Genomic DNA, 20190 nt, shown 5'->3' on the forward strand with positions numbered 1-20190 from the left:
CGGCCTGCTCCTTAACGGGTAATCATGTCATCACGGTGAACGGCAACCGGGCCGTATTCATATCCCAGTATTGCATCAATTTCTTGCGAGTGGTGTCCGGCAATACGGCGTAATGCATCGCTGTTGTAACGACTGACGCCGTGGGCGATATCGCGACCTTCGAGGTTGCAAATGCGAATGACTTCACCACGCGAGAAGTTGCCGGTTACGCTTTTAATGCCTTTCGGCAACAGGGAGCTGCCGCGTTCAAGAATGGCGGCGGTTGCCCCTTCATCTACCGTGATTTCACCCGCAGGCGGCGCACCGAAAATCCAACGTTTGCGGTTTTCAAGCGGAGTCGCCTGAGCATGGAACAGCGTACCGACGGAAATACCTTCCATCACATCACCAATGACACCCGGCTTACTGCCCGCGGCAATAATGGTGTCGATACCCGCACGGCAAGCCACGTCAGCGGCCTGCAATTTAGTGCTCATGCCGCCGGTTCCAAGACCTGAAACGCTGTCACCAGCAATCGCGCGCAGTGCGTCATCAATGCCGTACACATCTTTAATCAGTTCTGCCTGCGGATTGCTACGCGGGTCAGCGGTATACAAACCTTTTTGATCGGTCAGCAACAACAGTTTATCGGCACCTGCCAGAATCGCCGCCAGAGCCGAAAGGTTATCGTTATCGCCGACTTTAATCTCTGCAGTTGCGACAGCATCGTTCTCATTGATTACCGGAACGATGTTGTTATCGAGCAGTGCACGCAAGGTGTCGCGGGCGTTCAGGAAGCGTTCACGGTCCTCCATATCAGCACGAGTTAGCAGCATCTGTCCGACGTGAATACCATAAATCGAAAACAGCTGTTCCCACAGTTGAATCAGTCGACTCTGCCCTACCGCCGCCAGAAGTTGTTTCGAGGCGATAGTCGCTGGCAGTTCCGGGTAACCCAGGTGCTCACGTCCGGCGGCAATCGCCCCCGACGTCACAATTACAATCCGATGCCCGGCGGCATGTAGCTGCGCACACTGGCGAACAAGTTCAACGATATGGGCACGGTTCAGGCGGCGCGATCCGCCTGTTAGCACACTGGTGCCGAGTTTTACCACCAGCGTCTGGCTGTCACTCATGATTCTCTGCCATTCAATTTTAGGGAAAATGATATCAAACGAACGTTTTAGCAGGACTGTCGCCGGTTGCCAACCATCTGCAAGCAAAGCATGGCGTTTTGTTGCGCGGGATCAGCAAGCGTAGCGGCAGTTGTTTACGCTTTTATTACAGATTTAATAAATTACCACATTTTAAGAATATCATTAATCTGTAATATATCTTTAACAATCTCAGGTTAAAAACTTTCCTGTTTTCAACGGGGCTCTCCCGCTGAATATTCGCGCGTTAATTAAAATCAGGAATGAAAATGAAAAAGAGCACTCTGGCATTAGTGGTGATGGGCATTGTGGCATCGGCATCCGTACAGGCCGCAGAAATATATAACAAAGACGGTAATAAACTGGATATCTATGGCAAAGTTAAAGCCATGCATTATATGAGCGATAATGACAGTAAAGATGGCGACCAAAGTTATATCCGTTTTGGTTTTAAAGGCGAAACACAAATTAACGATCAACTGACCGGTTATGGTCGCTGGGAAGCAGAGTTTGCCGGAAATAAAGCAGAGAGTGATACTGCTCAGCAAAAAACGCGTCTTGCCTTTGCCGGGTTGAAATATAAAGATTTGGGTTCTTTCGACTATGGTCGTAACCTGGGGGCGCTGTATGACGTGGAAGCCTGGACCGATATGTTCCCGGAATTCGGCGGCGATTCCTCCGCGCAGACCGACAACTTTATGACCAAACGCGCCAGCGGTCTGGCAACGTATCGGAACACCGACTTCTTCGGCGTTATCGATGGTCTGAACTTAACCCTGCAATATCAAGGAAAAAACGAAAACCGCGACGTTAAAAAGCAAAACGGTGATGGCTTCGGCACGTCATTGACATATGACTTTGGCGGCAGCGATTTTGCCATTAGTGGGGCCTATACCAACTCCGATCGCACCAACGAGCAGAACCTGCAAAGCCGTGGCACGGGCAAGCGTGCAGAAGCATGGGCAACAGGCCTGAAATACGATGCCAATAATATTTACCTGGCAACTTTCTATTCTGAAACGCGTAAAATGACGCCAATCTCTGGCGGCTTTGCCAATAAGACGCAGAACTTTGAAGCAGTCGCTCAATACCAATTCGACTTTGGCCTGCGTCCATCGCTGGGTTATGTCTTATCGAAAGGGAAAGATATTGAGGGCATCGGTGATGAGGATCTGGTCAATTATATTGATGTCGGTGCTACATATTATTTCAACAAAAATATGTCAGCGTTTGTTGATTATAAAATCAACCAACTGGACAGCGATAACAAATTAAATATTAATAATGATGATATTGTCGCGGTTGGGATGACCTATCAGTTTTAATGGAGATTGCCGGATGCGGCGCATCCGGCACTTTTCACTCACGCGGTTAACTTCACCGGTTCATCACGAAAATCATCCGCCGGTTCCAGCTTCAGATTCAGTGTCGTCAGCAGTTCACGCAGCTTCTCATGAAACTCACGCAGGGTATGTTCCAGTCGCTCAACCACTTCGGCATCTTTTACCGGAACGTTCTTCCAGTCGCCTGCTTTATCGAACAGACCAAACTGGTAGCTGTAAGTAAAACGGGATTCCTGCGCTTCAAGCTCCATCCACCAACCCCAGAACTCACGCACTTCCGGCGCTGGTTTCACGTTGACGCATACAGCCAGACAATCGAAAAAGAATCGATTATCTTCGCACTTACCTTCACGAATATAGGGGCCTAGTGCGGTAAATTTTTTGATCAATCTGCTCTTCGGGTGTCCACTCGGTAACGTCATTGCGATCTCCTGTTGTGATGCACCTGTTTTACCAAACTGGTAAAATTTAGCAAATTTTTAACACAATCGTTTTTCGATCCAGCTCGTGATTTCCTGAAGACCTTTGTCAAAATTCCGATACACCGGATTAAATGGAATCTCTAACAATTTACCATCAGCAGATGATGAGGTGATTAAGCGTGAGTCCTCTTCCGGGCTGAACGGATCGTTCTTCCAGTAGCCTGATAACATTGGCGTTGGGCAGCGACGGCCCAGCAATCCTTGCACTTTTAATGAATAACGATTCAGTTCCACACGCAACGCTTCATCGGAAGCATCATGCATCCCCAAACGACTCGCCAGAACGTCAAGATACATTTCCGGCACCTGTTGCTGGCACTTAAAATCACTCAACAGGGTATGAACTACCGGACCAAGACAGGCAACCGCTTTCAGACGCGGCGATTCAAGATATGCCAGACGCACAGCAACGTTAGCGCCAAAACGGAAACCAAAGGCCGCGACACGGGTGTGATCCACCCACGGGACGTTAGGCAGCGCCTTTAAGACGTGCTGATGCAACAGGCTGGAGTCCTGGGTGAGCTTCCATTTTGAAGAAAAGCCCACCGACGGCATATCAATAGTCAGCATCGCAATGCCGCGCGGGGCAAAATAACGTTCATACAGACTGTAATAATCCGTCTGCATCGCATCCAGACCACCACACATTAATACCGTCGGGAACGGGCCATCGCCTTTCGGCATATGCAAAAAGCCGGTGATGGGCGCACCGCCTGGTACGGTAAACTCCATCTGCCGCATCGTGCCCGGCAGACGTTGGGCGGCCTCTTCATAGGCACGGTTTGACAAAGCCTGCGCTTGCTCGGCCAGGTCATCCCCTTTCAGATGAGGATAGGCGGCAATGTTGTATAACGTGGCCGCATGCAGCCAGTGACGACCACTGAGTTGTGGATCTTCTTCCGCACAGGCTTTTTGTTGCCACACCATCGCCTGGGTGGCCCACTCATAAATCCAGTTGCCGCCGCGGTAGCCAATCACCGTATCGTATAAATCATCGTCGGTACGTTCAGCATCGCTCATCACAATACGCGCCTGAACGTCGAGGATTTCACGTGGGTCAATGCCGCGCCAGATCCACATCAGACGGTTTATCATGCGATACCAGTGGGGGATGGTTTTACCATCAAGGGCCGACTGCACAGGCGGTTGTGCGCCGTGATTAAAGCGGCGGACTAGCGTCGAGGTTTCAGGATGTTTAAAGCGGGGTTTGAACAGGGTTTCGCTCAGGTTTGCCTGTGTCATGGATGCAGCCTCCAGAATACTTACTGGAAACTATTGTAACCTGCCTGAAGTTAAAAAGAACAACGCCCGGCAGTGCCAGGCGTTGAAAAGATTAGCGACCGGAGATTGGCGGGACGAATACGACGCCCATATCCCACGGTTGTTCAATCCAGGTATCTTGTGGGATATCAACAACATAATCATCAACCAGCGGACGACCTGCCGGTTTAGCGAAGATGGTGACAAAGTGCGCTTTTGGATACATTTCACGAATCGCAACCGCAGTACCGCCGGTATCCACCAGATCATCAATAACGATGAAGCCTTCGCCATCGCCTTCTGCGCGTTTCAGCACTTTAAGCTCGCGCTGGTTGTCGTGATCGTAGCTGGAAATACAAACGGTATCGACATGACGAATACCCAGTTCACGCGCCAGTAACGCACCCGGTACCAGACCGCCACGGCTTACGGCAATAATGCCTTTCCATTGTTCAGAAGGCATCAGTCGGCTTGCGAGTTTACGTGCATGGATCTGCAACATGTCCCAGGTGACGATGTATTTTTCGCTCATGTGAAGTGTCCCAGCCTGTTTATCTACGGCTTAAAAAGTGTTCGAGGGGAAAATAGGTTGCGCGAGATTATAGAGATCTGACGCACTAAAAACCAGTATTTCACATGAGTCCGCGTCTTTTTACGCACAGCCTCTCCCTGACGCGGGATAAAGTGGTATTCTCAAACATATCTCGCAAGCCTGTCTTGTGTTGACAACATTTTCTGCTAACCCTGTGACCTGCAATACTGTTTTGCGGGTGATCGACAAGGAGACTTAACGTGTCTGAACTGTCTCAATTATCTCCACAGCCGCTGTGGGATATTTTTGCCAAAATCTGTTCTATTCCTCACCCGTCCTATCATGAAGAGCAACTCGCTGAATACATTGTTGGTTGGGCAAAAGAGAAAGGTTTCCATGTCGAACGCGATCAGGTGGGTAATATCCTGATTCGTAAACCTGCTACCGCAGGTATGGAAAATCGTAAACCAGTCGTCTTGCAGGCCCACCTCGATATGGTGCCGCAGAAAAATAACGATACCGTGCACGATTTCACTAAAGATCCTATCCAGCCTTATATTGATGGCGAATGGGTTAAAGCGCGCGGTACCACGCTGGGCGCGGATAACGGCATTGGTATGGCCTCTGCACTGGCGGTTCTGGCTGACGAAAACGTGGTTCACGGCCCGCTGGAAGTGCTGCTAACCATGACCGAAGAAGCCGGTATGGACGGGGCGTTCGGCTTACAGAGCAACTGGTTGCAGGCTGACATTCTGATTAACACCGACTCCGAAGAAGAAGGTGAAATCTACATGGGTTGTGCGGGGGGTATCGACTTCACCTCCAACCTGCATTTAGATCGTGAAGCGGTTCCAGCTGGTTTTGAAACCTTCAAGTTAACCTTAAAAGGTCTGAAAGGCGGTCACTCCGGCGGTGAAATCCACGTTGGCCTGGGTAATGCCAACAAACTGCTGGTGCGCTTCCTGGCGGGACATGCAGAAGAACTGGACCTGCGTCTTATCGATTTCAACGGCGGCACACTGCGTAACGCCATCCCGCGTGAAGCCTTTGCGACCATTGCTGTCGCAGCTGATAAAGTCGACGCCCTGAAAACGCTGGTGAATACCTATCAGGACATCCTGAAAAACGAGCTGGCAGAGAAAGAGAAAAATCTGGCCTTGTTGCTGGACTCTGTTGCGAACGATAAAGCTGCCCTGATTGCGAAATCTCGCGATACCTTTATTCGTCTGCTGAACGCCACCCCGAATGGTGTGATCCGCAACTCCGACGTGGCAAAAGGTGTGGTCGAAACCTCCCTGAACGTCGGTGTAGTGACCATGACTGACAATAACGTAGAAATTCACTGTCTGATCCGTTCTCTGATCGACAGCGGTAAAGACTACGTGGTGAGCATGCTGGATTCGCTGGGTAAACTGGCTGGCGCGAAAACCGAAGCGAAAGGCGCATATCCTGGCTGGCAGCCGGACGCTAATTCTCCGGTGATGCATCTGGTACGTGAAACCTATCAGCGCCTGTTCAACAAGACGCCGAACATCCAGATTATTCACGCGGGCCTGGAATGTGGTCTGTTCAAAAAACCGTATCCGGAAATGGACATGGTTTCTATCGGGCCAACCATCACCGGTCCGCACTCTCCGGATGAGCAGGTTCACATCGAAAGCGTAGGTCATTACTGGACACTACTGACTGAACTGCTGAAAGAAATTCCGGCGAAGTAATTACAATAATGTCCACGCCTGCGGGCGTGGACTACTGTTTGAAGCCAATGGCTATCTATATCGAAATAACAAAACATTATGAAACTCATGAAAAGGTCGCATATTTATATAGCTGCGACCATATTTCATGGGGAGAATTTCTGATCACCAAAGAAAGTTTTGCGCTGGAATCCGTGAAAGAACTTAAGGGTGAAAAGCAGAATTTTTATATGTTCAGAGCCTGGGGCAAAGTCAGGAAAACATACTTAGCCACGGGAGAATTTCCCCAGGAAACATGTTACGCCGCTTAAAGTCAGAATCATTTTTTCACGCGTTTTACATTTACCATTTTAGCATTACGCCTGCACCACATGGCAATGGCGGCAGCTACTAATGCCAGTTCCAGTAAAAAAGACCAGTGTAATAAAAAATTGAGCCACCACGGATGATGTACCGCTGTAATATGAAAGAATGCAAATGGCTGGTTAACGAAAGGCATCAACCACCAGATATCACCGACCAGCGTATCGAGTAATAAATGCGCGATACTATTCAGGCAAAACACCACGCCCAACCACGCCGGAAGTTTATTCTTCGCAATTGCGGCCCAGACTAATGTCGCCGCCAGCAGAGCAAACCATAATAATGGCCAATGAGACGGGTAAAGATGATGATGTCGTTGCCCGTTATCCACCAGATAACACCAGAAGAGATCAAAATCGGGTGCAACGGCCCCGACTAAGCCAATAACCATCGCCCACCGCGCATGACGAGAAATCAGCGGTAGGCGTTTCACTAAAGTACAAGTTATTAAATATCCAGCCGGAAGATGACCGATAAACATGACGAATCCTTTCATTTTTGCCCGCCGCTTTCACGAAGAAAACGGCGGGTGACATTCCTCAATTACACAGCGATAAAAGCCATCCCTGTAAACGTCCGTCGCGGGTTGCCACGTTCAATCTGGTGATGGAACATTCGCCGCTGCGATTTCAGCGCCGCACTATTTTCCTGTTGCTGTTGTTCCAGCTTCCAGGCAATCAGTAATCGCGCCAGTCGCTTGTTAGCATGCTGACTGCGCTCTGACTGAACCTTCACACTAATACCGGATGCCAGATGCGTGGCGCGCACAGCCGAGTCGGTTTTATTGACATGTTGACCGCCCGGCCCCGACGAACGCAGCGTCTCATAATGGATCGCATCGGATTGCTCCTGCTCATCTGCAGTAAAACGCCCAATGCCCAGAAACCAGTTTTTGCGCCCATGATGAGGGCGATACGGACTCGGACAAATCCACTGGATAGTGCCACACCAGCTTTCGCTTAGTGCCCATGCGTTGTCGCCATCAAGTGAAACCAACGCCGAACGCAGTGTGTCAGAGTAGCGACCCGTTTCTGTTTCCAGCACCGTTACCGCGACGTCTTGTCGGGCAGCTTCTTTAATCAGCCTGTCCAGTGCCTTTTTCACTGCGAGACAACATTCTTCCGGCCCCTGAGCTGAGGAGAGTTGCAGCAAGATCATCCTTTTTTCCCTCCACTGTTTTTGAGCGTTAGCACCGGACGCAGTCGCGCGACAGGAATAATTAACCCAGCCTGCACCAGACATTGCACCACGCTTTCAGCCGATTTATAAGCTTGTGGCGCTTCTTCAAAGATGAGTTGTTTATCGCGACAAATTACCCGGCTGCCAAGTTCAGTACGTGAGAGCTGCGTCGCTGTGTATTTCGCTGCCAGACGCCCTTTACACTCGGTGCGCCCCCATTTACGCCCAGCCCCATGCGCCAGCGAATGCAATGTTTCCTCACTCCTGACGGGCTGAACCAGCCAGGAGTAATCACCGCGTGAACCGGGAATAATCACCAGACCGTTGTCATCCGGCGTAGCCCCTTTACGGTGTAACCATCCTTGTTGATCGCCGATTCGACATGCGCTAACAAAGTTATGCGCCACATCCAGAACCGAATTTCCGTTGGCCTTAACTTGTTGCATTATGCGCAAAGCGATCAGCTGGCGATTAATACGCGCAAACGCCAGCGCATCATCATGTTCCGCAATATAACTTAGCGCGTCGTCACTGCCTTCAGGCAAACCATGATGCGAAAACGAGGCAATATGCCGCTGTAAAATAGACTGCCCTAAACCACGCGAGCCGCTATGGACCAGCAGTTGCAGATGCTGCGCATCCAGACCTGACAGTGCAAACAGTTCCGCGTCGATGATTTGATCAATCTGTTGCAGTTCTGCAAAGTGGTTACCGCCACCGATAGAGCCAAGCGCGCAGCGCCACGGATGCTGTGCAAACGCTGACGGCAGGTTTTCCTCCAGCCAGCTTTCTTCAGCAACGTCATCCAGCGCAGATAATCGCTTTTCAAACTTATCGGCGTTGTATTTACGCGCGAGAATATCTGTTTGCCATAGCGCCATGCCGCAGCCGATATCATTGCCGACCAGTGCCGGGTAAAAACGGCCTACGGAGAAGAACGCTGCGCCAATCGGATAGCCGCGTCCGGGGTGTAAATCTGGCATCCCTACTACGCGTTGCATGTCGGGTAAATTTGCCGAGGTGTGTAATTGTTGGATCGCTGAACTCTCGATCCACAGGTCATCAGATGCGATGGTAAATACCGCATCGGATAAGGGACGAATATATTTGCCCATGTATCATTCCATTTATACTCGTCATACTTCAAGTTGCATGTACTGCGACTGCGTTCGTTCACCCCAGTCACTTACTTTAGTAAGCTCCTGGGGATTCACTCGCTTGTCGCCTTCCTGCAACTCGAATTATTTAGAGTATATAAATATAAAAATCAGGAAATGGCAGACGAATCCAGGGCAAGAAAAAAAGAATTAATCCTGGAAAGGTCTGCAAAGAGTCATTGATAAAGGATTTTTCATGATTTACCTCCTTGCAGTTTGTGGAATAAGAAAACGCGCACATATTAGGCGGGCGTTATTTTCATTGCAAGCTGGATTTAGTGTTGCGGTTTATATCGCATATGAAAATTAGTAAACCACGCTCCCCGGCATTCAACGCGCTGCTGCTTAACTGTCTGAAAACCATAACGTTCAAAAAAGGGTTTTGCGGTTATGCTGGCATCTACCGTTAGTTCGGATTCAGACTTAATCAATGGTTTTAACAAAGCGCTGGCAACCCCACGGCGGGTATATTCAGGGTCAACAAATAACATATCGATATAATGTTCAATGCGGGAAATAAAACCAACCGATTGTGCATTAATGACTGCAACCCGCACTTGTGATTTCGCGAGTTTATCTTTCCAGCGAGATTCGTCAATCTGCGCCCAGGCGGCAATTTGTTGTGGTAAATAATGCTGACTGGCGGTCATCGTAACCGCTCTAATGAAAATAGCGCATAGTTGCTGAAAATCGCAAGGCTGATAGTTTCTTATTTGTATGTTATTCATAATCCCAGCACCAGTTGTCTTTCCATTTGCGGATCCAGCAACGTCACATGCAGCCCCACCAGCCGCACACCGCGCCCGCCACGGCGTTCATCCCAGGTTTTACGCGCAGTGGCGATCAAGTCAGCTTTATTCAGCCGCGGCCAGACGTGTTCCTGAGTGGTTTGCTGAAAATCGTCGAACTTTAATTTCACCCCCTGGCGGGCAATCAGCAAATCAGGTTTTACCTTTGCCAGACGGCGTTCAAGTTCCGGATACAACCGCTCGATAATCGCTTCACATTCAGACCAATGATGAATATCTTCCGCCATCGTGCGTTCTACACCGACGGATTTTCGCAACCTTTCGCTGTTAACGTCGCGCTCGTCAATGCCCTGACTACGCTCCCATAAAATGCGGCCAAATTTGCCAAAGCGTTTAAGCAACGTCACCAGATCACACTTTTGTACATCGCCGCAGGTCCGCAGCCCCATCGCTTCCAGTTTTGCCGCCGAGACTTTGCCGACACCGGGAATTTTTGCCAGCGGTAAGGTTTGCAGAAATGCCGGGACGTCCGCCGGCGTAATCACAAACTGTCCGTTGGGTTTATTCATATCAGAGGCGATTTTGGCAAGAAACTTTACCGGCGCAATGCCCGCAGAGGCGGTAAGTTGCAGCTCGTTGAAAATCGTCTGACGGATTTCCTGAGCAATAAGGGTCGCAGAACCGTGGCAATGTACGCTGTCGGTGACGTCGAGATAAGCTTCATCCAGCGACAGCGGCTCAATACGCGATGTGTAGCGAGAGAAGATTTCGCGGATATGATTTGACGCTTCTTTGTAGGCGTCAAAGCGCCCTGGAAGCAAGGTGAGATGCGGACACAGTTTGAGCGCCATGCCGGTTGGCATGGCGCTACGCACGCCAAATTTACGCGCGGGATAATTGGCGGTGCTGATCACCCCCCGGCGTTCGCGGCTGCCGCCAATAGCAATAGGGATATCGCGCAGGGCGGGATTGTCGCGCATCTCCACCGCGGCGAAAAAGCAGTCCATATCCACATGAATGATTTTACGCATTGCTCACCTCTCAACACTGGTAAAGTATACAGTGATTTCAGGGTTTGAGAAATGCGTAAAGATTCAGCATTTAACGCGTTCGTTGCGAAAGCACCTGCTGCTTATCCAGCTTTTGCACCAGCGGCTGCACCACTTTATCGCCATGCTGACCAAAATATTGATACAACGTATCGGACGCGCTTTTGGTCAGCACCATAATCTCAATGCGCCGATTGCCCGCGCTTTGCGGATTTTTGGCGTCCAGCAGCATCTGGTCCGCCATCGCGCTTACCTGCATCACTTTATCTTCCGGCATTCCGGCGTCTTCCAGCACCCGACGGGCCGAGAGCGCGCGGTCACCCGAAAGGTTCCAGTTGTTGTAGATATTGCTTTTATAGGCCATCGCATCGGTATGCCCGGTAATAATAATTTTGTTATCGAGCGAGTCGAATACCGGCGCGAGCTCCACCAGCAGCGTTTTAAAGAACGGCATAATCTTCGCGCTGCCGCGTTCAAACATATTGCGGTTCTGGTCGTCTTTAATTAGCACGCGCAATCCCTGCGGGACAATCTCCATCTCCAGATTCGCTTCCATATGCGCATCACGGGCGATGGTGTTGATACTGGTCGCCAGCTCGCCAAGCTCAGTGGCGGACTTCTTCTTCAGTAGCGCCGTTTTCTCGTTGACGTCACGCGCTTTTTTCTCCGTCTCTTCCGGCACCGCCACGGTGGCAGGTTTCAGCGGATGCGTCGGGCTGATTTTATTTAACGGCGACAGCCCGCCGCCATTGAAAATCGACTGCCCGTGCAGCGCGGCGATAATGCTTTCACGCTCGGATTTACTGACGCTGTTCACTATCAACTTTATCGTCGTCACCAAAGGGGCCGAGCGTATTTCTGAGGTTTCTGCCCGCTTTACCCTGGACGCGATGCCCGGCAAACAGATGGCGATTGACGCCGATCTTAACGCCGGGTTGATCAACCAGGCGCAGGCGCAAACCCGCCGCAAAGATGTTGCCAGCGAGGCCGATTTCTACGGCGCGATGGACGGGGCATCGAAGTTTGTGCGCGGGGATGCCATCGCCGGGATGATGATTCTGGCGATCAACCTGATTGGCGGCGTTTGTATCGGGATCTTCAAATACAACCTGAGCGCCGATGCCGCCTTCCAGCAGTATGTGCTGATGACCATCGGTGACGGCCTGGTGGCGCAGATCCCTTCCCTGCTGCTCTCCACCGCGGCGGCGATTATCGTCACCCGCGTCAGCGACAACGGCGATATCGCCCATGATGTGCGCCACCAGCTGCTGGCAAGCCCGTCGGTGCTCTACACCGCCACCGGGATTATGTTCGTGCTGGCGGTGGTGCCGGGAATGCCGCACTTCCCGTTCCTGATGTTCAGCGCCTTGCTTGGCTTTACCGGCTGGCGAATGAGCAAACGCCCGCAGGCGGCGGAGGCGGAAGAGAAAAGCCTCGAAACGCTGACCCGCACAATCACTGAAACCAGCGAGCAACAGGTCAGTTGGGAAACCATTCCGCTGATCGAGCCCATTAGTTTAAGCCTCGGTTACAAACTGGTGGCGCTGGTGGATAAAGCGCAGGGCAACCCGCTCACCCAGCGTATTCGCGGCGTGCGGCAGGTGATTTCCGACGGCAACGGCGTGCTGCTGCCGGAGATCCGCATTCGGGAAAACTTCCGCCTCAAGCCCAGCCAGTACGCCATTTTCATCAACGGCATTAAGGCTGATGAAGCGGATATTCCGGCGGATAAACTGATGGCCCTGCCCTCCAGTGAAACCTACGGTGAGATTGACGGCGTGCTGGGGAACGACCCGGCGTACGGGATGCCGGTAACCTGGATCCAGCCCGCGCAGAAAGCGAAGGCGCTGAATATGGGGTATCAGGTGATCGACAGCGCCAGCGTAATTGCCACGCATGTGAATAAGATTGTGCGCAGCTATATTCCTGATTTGTTTAACTATGACGATATTACTCAGCTGCATAACCGTTTGTCGTCGATGGCACCGCGCCTGGCGGAGGATTTGAGCGCGGCGCTGAATTACAGCCAGTTGCTGAAAGTGTACCGGGCACTGCTGACTGAAGGCGTTTCCCTGCGCGATATCGTCACCATCGCCACCGTGCTGGTCGCCAGTAGCACCGTCACCAAAGATCATATTCTGCTGGCGGCCGATGTGCGCCTGGCACTGCGGCGGAGCATTACCCATCCGTTCGTTCGCAAGCAGGAGCTGGCGGTGTATACGCTGAATAATGAGCTGGAAAATCTGCTGACCAATGTGGTGAATCAGGCGCAACAGGCCGGCAAAGTGATGCTCGATAGCGTGCCGGTGGACCCGAATATGCTCAACCAGTTCCAGAACACGATGCCGCAGGTGAAGGAGCAGATGAAAGCCGCAGGTAAAGACCCGGTGCTGCTGGTGCCGCCGCAGCTGCGCCCGTTGCTGGCGCGCTATGCAAGGTTGTTTGCGCCGGGGCTGCATGTGCTGTCGTATAACGAAGTGCCGGACGAGCTGGAGTTGAAGATTATGGGGGCGTTGATGTAGGTATCCGGCACCGGCGCACAACCGCCGGATGCGGCGTGAACGCCTTATCCGGCCTACTGTTAAAGCACAGAGTTGTAGGCCGGATAAGCGTAAACGCATCCGGCACCAGCGCACCGTTATAAAATGATACGCTCCCCGGCACTAAAATCCGCTACGTCTCCCGCCCAATCGATGGGATATAGCCCTCGCGCGACATCACGATGGAACGTTGAGAATGGCCAATCACTCACCTGCTTTACCCAGCCATGTTTTACTGGATTTATATAAATATAATCAACATGATGGCGATAATCTTTGGTGTTGCGGATGGCATGCTCCCAAAAACGCGGTTGCCAGATATTTTTCAATCCGCACGCATGGGTGAATTGCTTTTTAATCTCCCGCCAGCGCGAGGAAAAATCATCATCGCTTTCGGGTAATGTCCAGATACAGTGCATATGCTCCGGCAAAACGACCCAGGCGTTAATTTCAAAAGGCCTGTCTCGCTTAACGTTAATAATGGCGTTACGGAGCATCTGTAACTGAGCGGTCAAAAGTTGGCTTCGACGATTCCGTAAATTTACCGTGAAAAACCATGTTCCCCCCTTTATATAAAAACGACGATATTCAGACATAGCGACTCCTTTTTCTCAACGGTAAGAAGAAAAGGAAAAGTCGACAATGAGGGTGTGTTATATCGGGAAAGCGGCTCGCAAAATATTCGCAAACTCGTAGGCATGATAAGACGCGCCAGCGTCGCATCAGGCATCGGCGCATAACCGCCGGATGCGGCGTACACGCCTTATCCGCCCTACAAAATCGTCTCTTCCGTCAAAATCCGCCGCGCGCCTAAAAAATGATCCTGCCAGAAAGGTTCAGCTAACCGGCTTATCCGAATGGTTTCGCCGGTACGTGGTGACTCGATAAACTGACCGTCTCCCAGATACACCCCCATATGATCGGCTATCTCGCGGCTGTGAATATGGAAAAACAGCAAATCTCCCCGGCGCAGGTCGTTATTCGCCACAATCGTTGCCCGATGGTAGTGATACATCTCATTAGCCGTGCGCGGGAGTTTCGCCTCGAGGATCTTGTTGTAGGCATAAAAAACCAAACCGCTACAGTCGAAGCCTTTATCAGGCCGCGTGCCGCCCCAGACGTAAGGCTTACCAAGCTGCTGCTCCAGACGGTGAATCGCTACTTCGGTGATGTTATGCAGATGGTCGCTGCTTAAGAAATGGTTGTTTTCCGCCAGCGCCTGCCAATGTTTATCGCTCAACTTCAACGGTGCAGGGAACCATTCAGGATGCTGTTTTATCTGTTCGCGGTTGTGTTGCCGCAGTGCCCTTCTGCTTTCGGCATTGCCTTCCACAATATAGCTGGCCTGCTTTTTCAGATGAATTTGGTACTGTTTTAATAAACGCGCACGGTTTTGCATCCGCTGGCGGGCGGCGTAGCTGAAAGAGATATGTGATGTGGTGGCGCTGGCGAGTAAAGGGAGCAAAACGCATAACGAAAACACGCCTGGATGCAGAAATCTGCCGAGCAAGAACGAAGACATGAAGGACATAAACCGGCTGAATGAAGGTGAGAATTTTAAAAGACCGGAGGAGTAAACGGGATTATTAATTGCTTATTTGCATATTACTATTGAGGTTTCATAATCTTAGGAAATAAATGATACATGCGCTTTTCGGACTAATGAAAACTGCCCTTGTGCTAAATTTGTAAACCCTGCGCCGACAGGCTTGCGTAAAACTCTTTTGGTGATAATGTGAGCCTTCCAAATCCAGACTATTCCGATTTGGGATCCATTTTGCCGTCCTGGCGTGTGTAACCGTTTTATCAAGGAATAAGCAGTATGCGTAAAATCGCATTAATTCTTGCGATGTTGTTGATCCCGTGCGTTTCGTTTGCCGGTTTGCTGGGCAGCAGTAGCTCGACCACGCCAGTGAGCAAAGAGTATAAGCAGCAGTTGATGGGCTCCCCTGTCTACATCCAGATCTTCAAGGAAGAGCGCACCCTCGATCTCTACGTCAAAATGGGTGAGCAATATCAACTGCTCGATAGTTATAAAATCTGTAAATATTCCGGCGGCTTAGGGCCTAAACAGCGTCAGGGCGATTTCAAAAGCCCGGAAGGGTTTTATAGCGTCCAGCGTAATCAGTTAAAACCAGACAGCCGTTACTACAAAGCGATTAATATTGGTTTCCCCAATGCCTATGATCGTGCGCATGGTTATGAAGGGAAATACCTGATGATCCACGGCGATTGTGTTTCCATCGGCTGCTACGCAATGACCAATCAGGGTATTGATGAGATCTTCCAGTTCGTTACTGGTGCGCTGGTATTTGGTCAGCCAAGCGTGCAAGTGAGTATTTACCCGTTCCGCATGACCGACGCCAACATGCAGCGCCATAAATATTCCAACTTTAAGGACTTCTGGGAGCAACTGAAGCCGGGCTACGACTACTTTGAACAGACCCGTAAGCCACCGACCGTTTCTGTGGTCAATGGCCGTTACGTCGTCAGCAAGCCGTTGAGCCATGAAGTGGTGCAACCACAGCTGGCATCAAACTACACGCTCCCCGAGGCAAAATAAGCGCCATTCGCCTGGCATAATCTTTTGCCAGGTTTCATTGCCCGTCAGCGGCTGTGTTGCAATCACCGTGACCACATCATTCGGTGTGGTCTGCGAGCTGAAGTCGATTTCCACATCCTGATCCAGCAACGTTGCCACGCCAAACGGCGCGCGGCGGGTGATCCAGTGTAAATTAGTCGAGCAATACGCCATTACATAGCGCCCATCCGAAAGCAGCATGTTGAAAACGCCCTTCTGCCGCAGTTCATCCGCCAGTGAGGCGATATATTTAAATACCGCCGCCATGTTACCCGGTGTGCGCGGGTAACGCTGCGTTAATTTATGTAGGAGCCAGCAGAAGGCTTTTTCGCTGTCGGTTTCGCCTACCGGGCGGAAGTTGCCGGTTTCCAGTGATTTGTAGCCCGTCAGTTGTCCGTTATGGGCATAAGTCCAGTTACGCCCCCATAACTCGCGGGTAAATGGGTGAGTATTTTCCAGCGCCACCTCGCCCCGATTAGCCTGGCGAATATGAGCAATTACCGAGCAGGATTTGATTGGATAGTCCTGGACCAGTTTGGCGATAGGGGAATTAAAGCTGGGTTGCGGATCTTTAAATGTGCGACAGCCTTTACCTTCGTAAAAGGTAATGCCCCAGCCATCTTTATGTGGCCCGGTTCCACCACCACGCTGCACCAGACCGGTGAAACTAAAGCAGATATCGGTAGGGACGTTAGCGCTCATCCCGAGCAATTCGCACATCGGTAACCTCCACAACAGCGGGAGCGCATGGCCCCCGGCGAAGATTGATTAAAAAGTAATAAGGTGCAGGCTATTACCCTCACCCCGGCCCTCTCCCTGAAAGGGAGAGGGAGAAAAGCCCTTACTTAGCCATCTCTTTTTCAATTAACTGGATCAGGATATGGATCACTTTAATGTGAATCTCCTGAATGCGGTCGGCATAACCAAAGTGCGGAACGCGAATTTCGATATCCGCCGTGCCAGCCATTTTGCCGCCGTCTTTACCGGTCAGGGTGATCACTTTCATCCCCTTCTCACGCGCCGCTGCGATCGCTTTGATCACGTTTGCAGAGTTACCAGAGGTGGAGATCCCCAGCAGTACATCGCCTTCGCGACCTACCGCTTCAACGTAACGGGAGAAAATATCATTGAAACCGAAATCGTTACCGACGCAGGAAATATGACTAACGTCAGAAATGGCAATCGCCGGATAGCCCGGACGGTTTTCACGGTAGCGCCCCGTCAACTCTTCGGCAAAGTGCATGGCGTCGCAATGGGAACCGCCATTACCGCAGGAAAGCACCTTACCACCGGCTTTAAAGCTATCTGCTAACAGGACCGCCGCGCGCTGAATGGCGTGAATATTGGCGTCATCTTTTAAAAAGTTAGCCAGCGTTTCCGCCGCTTCGTTCAGTTCGTTACGAATAAGATCCTGGTACATGAGGATATCCTTCAGCATAAATGTAATAGACAAAATGCAGTGTACCGGATACCGCCAAAAGCGAGAAGTACGGGCAGGTGCGATGACCAGGACTTTTTGACCTGAAGTGCGGATAAAAACAGCAACAATGTGAGCTTTGTTGTAATTATATTGTAAACACATTGCTAAATGTTTTTACATCCACTACAACCATATCATCACAAGTGGTCAGACCTCCTACAAGTAAGGGCTTTTCGTTATGATGATTTTGAGTATTCTCGCTACGGTTGTCCTGCTCGGCGCGTTGTTCTATCACCGCGTGAGCTTATTTATCAGCAGTCTGATTTTGCTCGCCTGGACAGCCGCCCTCGGCGTCGCTGGTCTGTGGTCGGCGTGGGTACTGGTGCCTCTGGCCATTATCCTCGTACCGTTTAACTTTGCGCCTATGCGTAAGTCGATGATTTCTGCGCCGGTATTTCGTGGATTCCGTAAGGTGATGCCACCGATGTCACGCACTGAAAAAGAAGCGATTGATGCAGGCACTACCTGGTGGGAAGGCGACTTGTTCCAGGGTAAGCCGGACTGGAAAAAGCTGCATAACTATCCGCAGCCGCGCCTGACCGCAGAAGAGCAAGCGTTTCTCGACGGCCCGGTAGAAGAAGCCTGCCGGATGGCGAATGATTTCCAGATTACTCATGAGCTGGCTGATTTGCCGCCGGAGCTGTGGGCGTACCTTAAAGAGCATCGCTTCTTCGCGATGATCATCAAAAAAGAGTACGGCGGGCTGGAGTTCTCGGCTTATGCCCAATCTCGTGTGCTGCAAAAACTCTCCGGCGTGAGCGGGATCCTGGCGATTACCGTCGGCGTGCCGAACTCATTAGGCCCGGGCGAGTTGCTGCAACATTACGGCACTGACGAGCAGAAAAATCACTATCTGCCGCGTCTGGCGCGTGGTCAGGAGATCCCTTGCTTTGCACTGACCAGCCCGGAAGCTGGTTCCGATGCGGGCGCGATTCCGGATACCGGGATTGTCTGCATGGGCGAGTGGCAGGGCCAGCAGGTGCTGGGGATGCGACTGACCTGGAACAAACGCTACATTACGCTCGCGCCAATTGCGACCGTGCTTGGGCTGGCGTTTAAACTTTCCGACCCGGAAAAACTGCTGGGTGGCGCAGAAGATTTAGGCATTACCTGTGCACTTATCCCGACCACCACGCCAGGCGTGGAAATTGGTCGTCGCCACTTCCCGCTGAACGTACCGTTCCAGAACGGGCCGACGCGCGGCAAAGATGTCTTCGTACCGATCGACTACATTATCGGCGGACCAAAAATGGCCGGGCAAGGCTGGCGGATGCTGGTGGAGTGTCTCTCCGTGGGCCGCGGCATCACCCTACCTTCCAACTCAACCGGCGGCGTGAAGTCGGTGGCGCTGGCAACGGGCGCGTATGCGCACATTCGCCGTCAGTTCAAAATCTCTATCGGTAAGATGGAAGGGATTGAAGAGCCGCTGGCACGTATTGCCGGTAATGCCTACGTGATGGATGCTGCGGCATCGCTGATTACCTACGGCATTATGCTCGGCGAAAAACCTGCCGTGCTGTCGGCTATCGTCAAATATCACTGCACCCACCGTGGGCAGCAGTCGATTATTGATGCGATGGATATCACTGGGGGTAAAGGCATTATGCTCGGTCAGAGCAACTTCCTGGCACGAGCTTACCAGGGCGCACCGATTGCCATCACCGTTGAAGGGGCCAACATTCTGACCCGTAGCATGATGATCTTCGGTCAGGGGGCGATTCGTTGCCATCCGTACGTGCTGGAAGAGATGGAAGCGGCGAAGAACAATGACGTAAACGCGTTCGATAAACTGCTGTTCAAACATATCGGTCACGTCGGTAGCAACAAAGTTCGCAGCTTCTGGCTGGGCCTGACGCGCGGTTTAACCAGCAGCACGCCAACCGGCGATGCCACTAAACGCTACTATCAGCACCTGAACCGCCTGAGCGCCAACCTCGCCCTGCTTTCTGATGTCTCGATGGCTGTGCTGGGCGGCAGCCTGAAACGTCGCGAACGCATCTCGGCACGTCTGGGGGATATTTTAAGCCAGCTTTACCTCGCCTCTGCCGTTCTGAAGCGTTATGACGACGAAGGCCGTAATGAAGCCGACTTGCCGCTGGTGCACTGGGGCGTACAGGATGCGCTGTATCAGGCAGAGCAGGCGATGGACGATTTACTGCAAAACTTCCCGAACCGCGTGGTTGCCGGGCTGCTGAATGTGGTGATCTTCCCGACCGGACGTCATTATCTGGCACCGTCTGACAAGCTGGATCATAAGGTGGCGAAGATTTTACAAGTGCCGAACGCCACCCGTTCACGTATTGGTCGCGGTCAGTACCTGACCCCGAGCGAGCATAACCCGGTTGGTTTACTGGAAGAGGCGCTGGTGGATGTGATTGCCGCCGACCCAATTCATCAGCGGATCTGTAAAGAGCTGGGTAAAAACCTGCCATTTACCCGTCTGGATGAACTGGCGCACAACGCACTGGCGAAGGGGCTGATTGATAAAGATGAAGCTGCTATTCTGGTGAAAGCTGAAGAAAGCCGTCTGCGCAGCATTAACGTTGATGACTTTGATCCGGAAGAGCTGGCGACGAAGCCGGTAAAGTTGCCGGAGAAAGTGCGGAAAGTTGAAGCCGCGTAATTGAATAACGGAGCCGAAAGGC

Annotated in this window: 19 protein-coding genes and 1 pseudogene; 6 read left to right on the plus strand and 14 right to left on the minus strand. The window is 51.5% G+C overall.

All coding sequences use genetic code 11. The annotated features are described in order from the left end of the window. Window positions 1–11 precede the first annotated feature (11 nt). Window positions 12–1115, minus strand: coding sequence for a glutamate 5-kinase (gene proB / locus FQ015_RS13830; RefSeq protein ID WP_001285288.1), 1104 nt, complete (start codon window positions 1113–1115; stop codon window positions 12–14). 287 nt (window positions 1116–1402) lie between these two features. Here proB and phoE point away from each other — a divergent pair, with 287 nt between their 5' ends. Continuing rightward, window positions 1403–2458: a phosphoporin PhoE gene (gene phoE, locus FQ015_RS13835; protein ID WP_000749856.1), complete on the plus strand. Its 1056-nt coding sequence runs from the start codon at window positions 1403–1405 to the stop codon at window positions 2456–2458. A gap of 38 nt (window positions 2459–2496) precedes the next feature. Here the strand turns inward: phoE and crl are convergent, their stop codons facing one another. From crl to gpt, 3 genes are all read right to left on the minus strand, one after another. Next, the gene (crl, locus tag FQ015_RS13840) at window positions 2497–2898 is read right to left on the minus strand and encodes a sigma factor-binding protein Crl (RefSeq protein WP_000174675.1); all 402 of its coding nucleotides are present in this window, start codon (window positions 2896–2898) and stop codon (window positions 2497–2499) included. 57 nt (window positions 2899–2955) lie between these two features. Then, window positions 2956–4200: an esterase FrsA gene (gene frsA, locus FQ015_RS13845; protein ID WP_000189544.1), complete on the minus strand. Its 1245-nt coding sequence runs from the start codon at window positions 4198–4200 to the stop codon at window positions 2956–2958. Between the two features lie 91 nt (window positions 4201–4291). Continuing rightward, a complete protein-coding gene (gene gpt, locus FQ015_RS13850) occupies window positions 4292–4750 on the minus strand; it encodes a xanthine phosphoribosyltransferase (protein ID WP_001291990.1) in 459 nt (152 codons plus the stop codon). Between the two features lie 260 nt (window positions 4751–5010). Between gpt and pepD the strand changes: the two genes are divergently transcribed. Further along, a complete protein-coding gene (gene pepD / locus FQ015_RS13855; RefSeq protein ID WP_001293012.1) occupies window positions 5011–6468 on the plus strand; it encodes a cytosol nonspecific dipeptidase in 1458 nt (485 codons plus the stop codon). Window positions 6469–6476: 8 nt separating this feature from the next. Then, the gene (locus tag FQ015_RS13860) at window positions 6477–6758 is read left to right on the plus strand and encodes a hypothetical protein (protein WP_000106440.1); all 282 of its coding nucleotides are present in this window, start codon (window positions 6477–6479) and stop codon (window positions 6756–6758) included. Between the two features lie 8 nt (window positions 6759–6766). Here FQ015_RS13860 and FQ015_RS13865 read toward each other — a convergent pair whose 3' ends face one another. From FQ015_RS13865 to lafU, 6 genes are all read right to left on the minus strand, one after another. Continuing rightward, complete coding sequence (locus tag FQ015_RS13865) at window positions 6767–7291, minus strand: metal-dependent hydrolase (RefSeq protein ID WP_000469798.1); 525 nt, start codon at window positions 7289–7291, stop codon at window positions 6767–6769. A 62-nt stretch (window positions 7292–7353) separates the two neighbouring features. After that, window positions 7354–7968, minus strand: a complete 615-nt coding sequence (gene prfH / locus FQ015_RS13870; protein WP_039021149.1) for a peptide chain release factor H — start codon at window positions 7966–7968, stop codon at window positions 7354–7356. Then, window positions 7965–9104, minus strand: coding sequence for an RNA ligase RtcB family protein (locus FQ015_RS13875; protein WP_039021148.1), 1140 nt, complete (start codon window positions 9102–9104; stop codon window positions 7965–7967). The genes prfH and FQ015_RS13875 overlap by 4 nt, the downstream gene beginning before the upstream one ends. 317 nt (window positions 9105–9421) lie before the next feature. Continuing rightward, complete coding sequence (locus FQ015_RS13880; protein WP_072039613.1) at window positions 9422–9874, minus strand: GNAT family N-acetyltransferase; 453 nt, start codon at window positions 9872–9874, stop codon at window positions 9422–9424. Beyond that, window positions 9871–10926 carry a DNA polymerase IV gene (gene dinB / locus FQ015_RS13885; RefSeq protein ID WP_001226156.1) on the minus strand — a complete coding sequence of 352 codons (1056 nt, stop codon included), beginning with the start codon at window positions 10924–10926 and terminating at the stop codon, window positions 9871–9873. Before dinB ends, FQ015_RS13880 begins: the two co-directional genes overlap by 4 nt. Before the next feature lie 70 nt (window positions 10927–10996). Then, window positions 10997–11782 carry a putative lateral flagellar export/assembly protein LafU gene (lafU, locus tag FQ015_RS13890; protein ID WP_160524179.1) on the minus strand — a complete coding sequence of 262 codons (786 nt, stop codon included), beginning with the start codon at window positions 11780–11782 and terminating at the stop codon, window positions 10997–10999. Here lafU and FQ015_RS13895 point away from each other — a divergent pair. Continuing rightward, window positions 11748–13466, plus strand: a pseudogene (locus FQ015_RS13895) (flagellar biosynthesis protein FlhA); the annotation flags it as partial. The gene lafU and the pseudogene FQ015_RS13895 sit on opposite strands and share 35 nt — an antisense overlap. Window positions 13467–13582: 116 nt before the next feature. Here the strand turns inward: FQ015_RS13895 and rayT are convergent. Beyond that, window positions 13583–14080, minus strand: coding sequence for an REP-associated tyrosine transposase RayT (rayT, locus tag FQ015_RS13900; RefSeq protein ID WP_039021146.1), 498 nt, complete (start codon window positions 14078–14080; stop codon window positions 13583–13585). A 176-nt stretch (window positions 14081–14256) separates the two neighbouring features. Next, complete coding sequence (locus FQ015_RS13905; protein WP_039021145.1) at window positions 14257–15006, minus strand: C40 family peptidase; 750 nt, start codon at window positions 15004–15006, stop codon at window positions 14257–14259. Window positions 15007–15306: 300 nt separating this feature from the next. Here FQ015_RS13905 and dpaA point away from each other — a divergent pair, with 300 nt between their 5' ends. Beyond that, window positions 15307–16047, plus strand: a complete 741-nt coding sequence (gene dpaA / locus FQ015_RS13910) for a peptidoglycan meso-diaminopimelic acid protein amidase (protein WP_001225681.1) — start codon at window positions 15307–15309, stop codon at window positions 16045–16047. Here dpaA and FQ015_RS13915 read toward each other — a convergent pair. Both FQ015_RS13915 and lpcA read right to left on the minus strand, forming a co-directional pair. Continuing rightward, window positions 16018–16785 carry a class II glutamine amidotransferase gene (locus FQ015_RS13915; protein ID WP_001355142.1) on the minus strand — a complete coding sequence of 256 codons (768 nt, stop codon included), beginning with the start codon at window positions 16783–16785 and terminating at the stop codon, window positions 16018–16020. The two genes, dpaA and FQ015_RS13915, sit on opposite strands and share 30 nt — an antisense overlap. Window positions 16786–16906: 121 nt before the next feature. Further along, the gene (gene lpcA / locus FQ015_RS13920; RefSeq protein ID WP_001353440.1) at window positions 16907–17485 is read right to left on the minus strand and encodes a D-sedoheptulose 7-phosphate isomerase; all 579 of its coding nucleotides are present in this window, start codon (window positions 17483–17485) and stop codon (window positions 16907–16909) included. Between the two features lie 238 nt (window positions 17486–17723). Between lpcA and fadE the strand changes: the two genes are divergently transcribed. Next, window positions 17724–20168: an acyl-CoA dehydrogenase FadE gene (gene fadE / locus FQ015_RS13925; RefSeq protein ID WP_000973094.1), complete on the plus strand. Its 2445-nt coding sequence runs from the start codon at window positions 17724–17726 to the stop codon at window positions 20166–20168. Window positions 20169–20190: the final 22 nt, after the last annotated feature.

The organism is Escherichia sp. HH26CH (assembly GCF_009820205.1).
In the GTDB taxonomy this organism is placed as follows: Bacteria; Pseudomonadota; Gammaproteobacteria; order Enterobacterales; family Enterobacteriaceae; genus Escherichia; species Escherichia coli_F.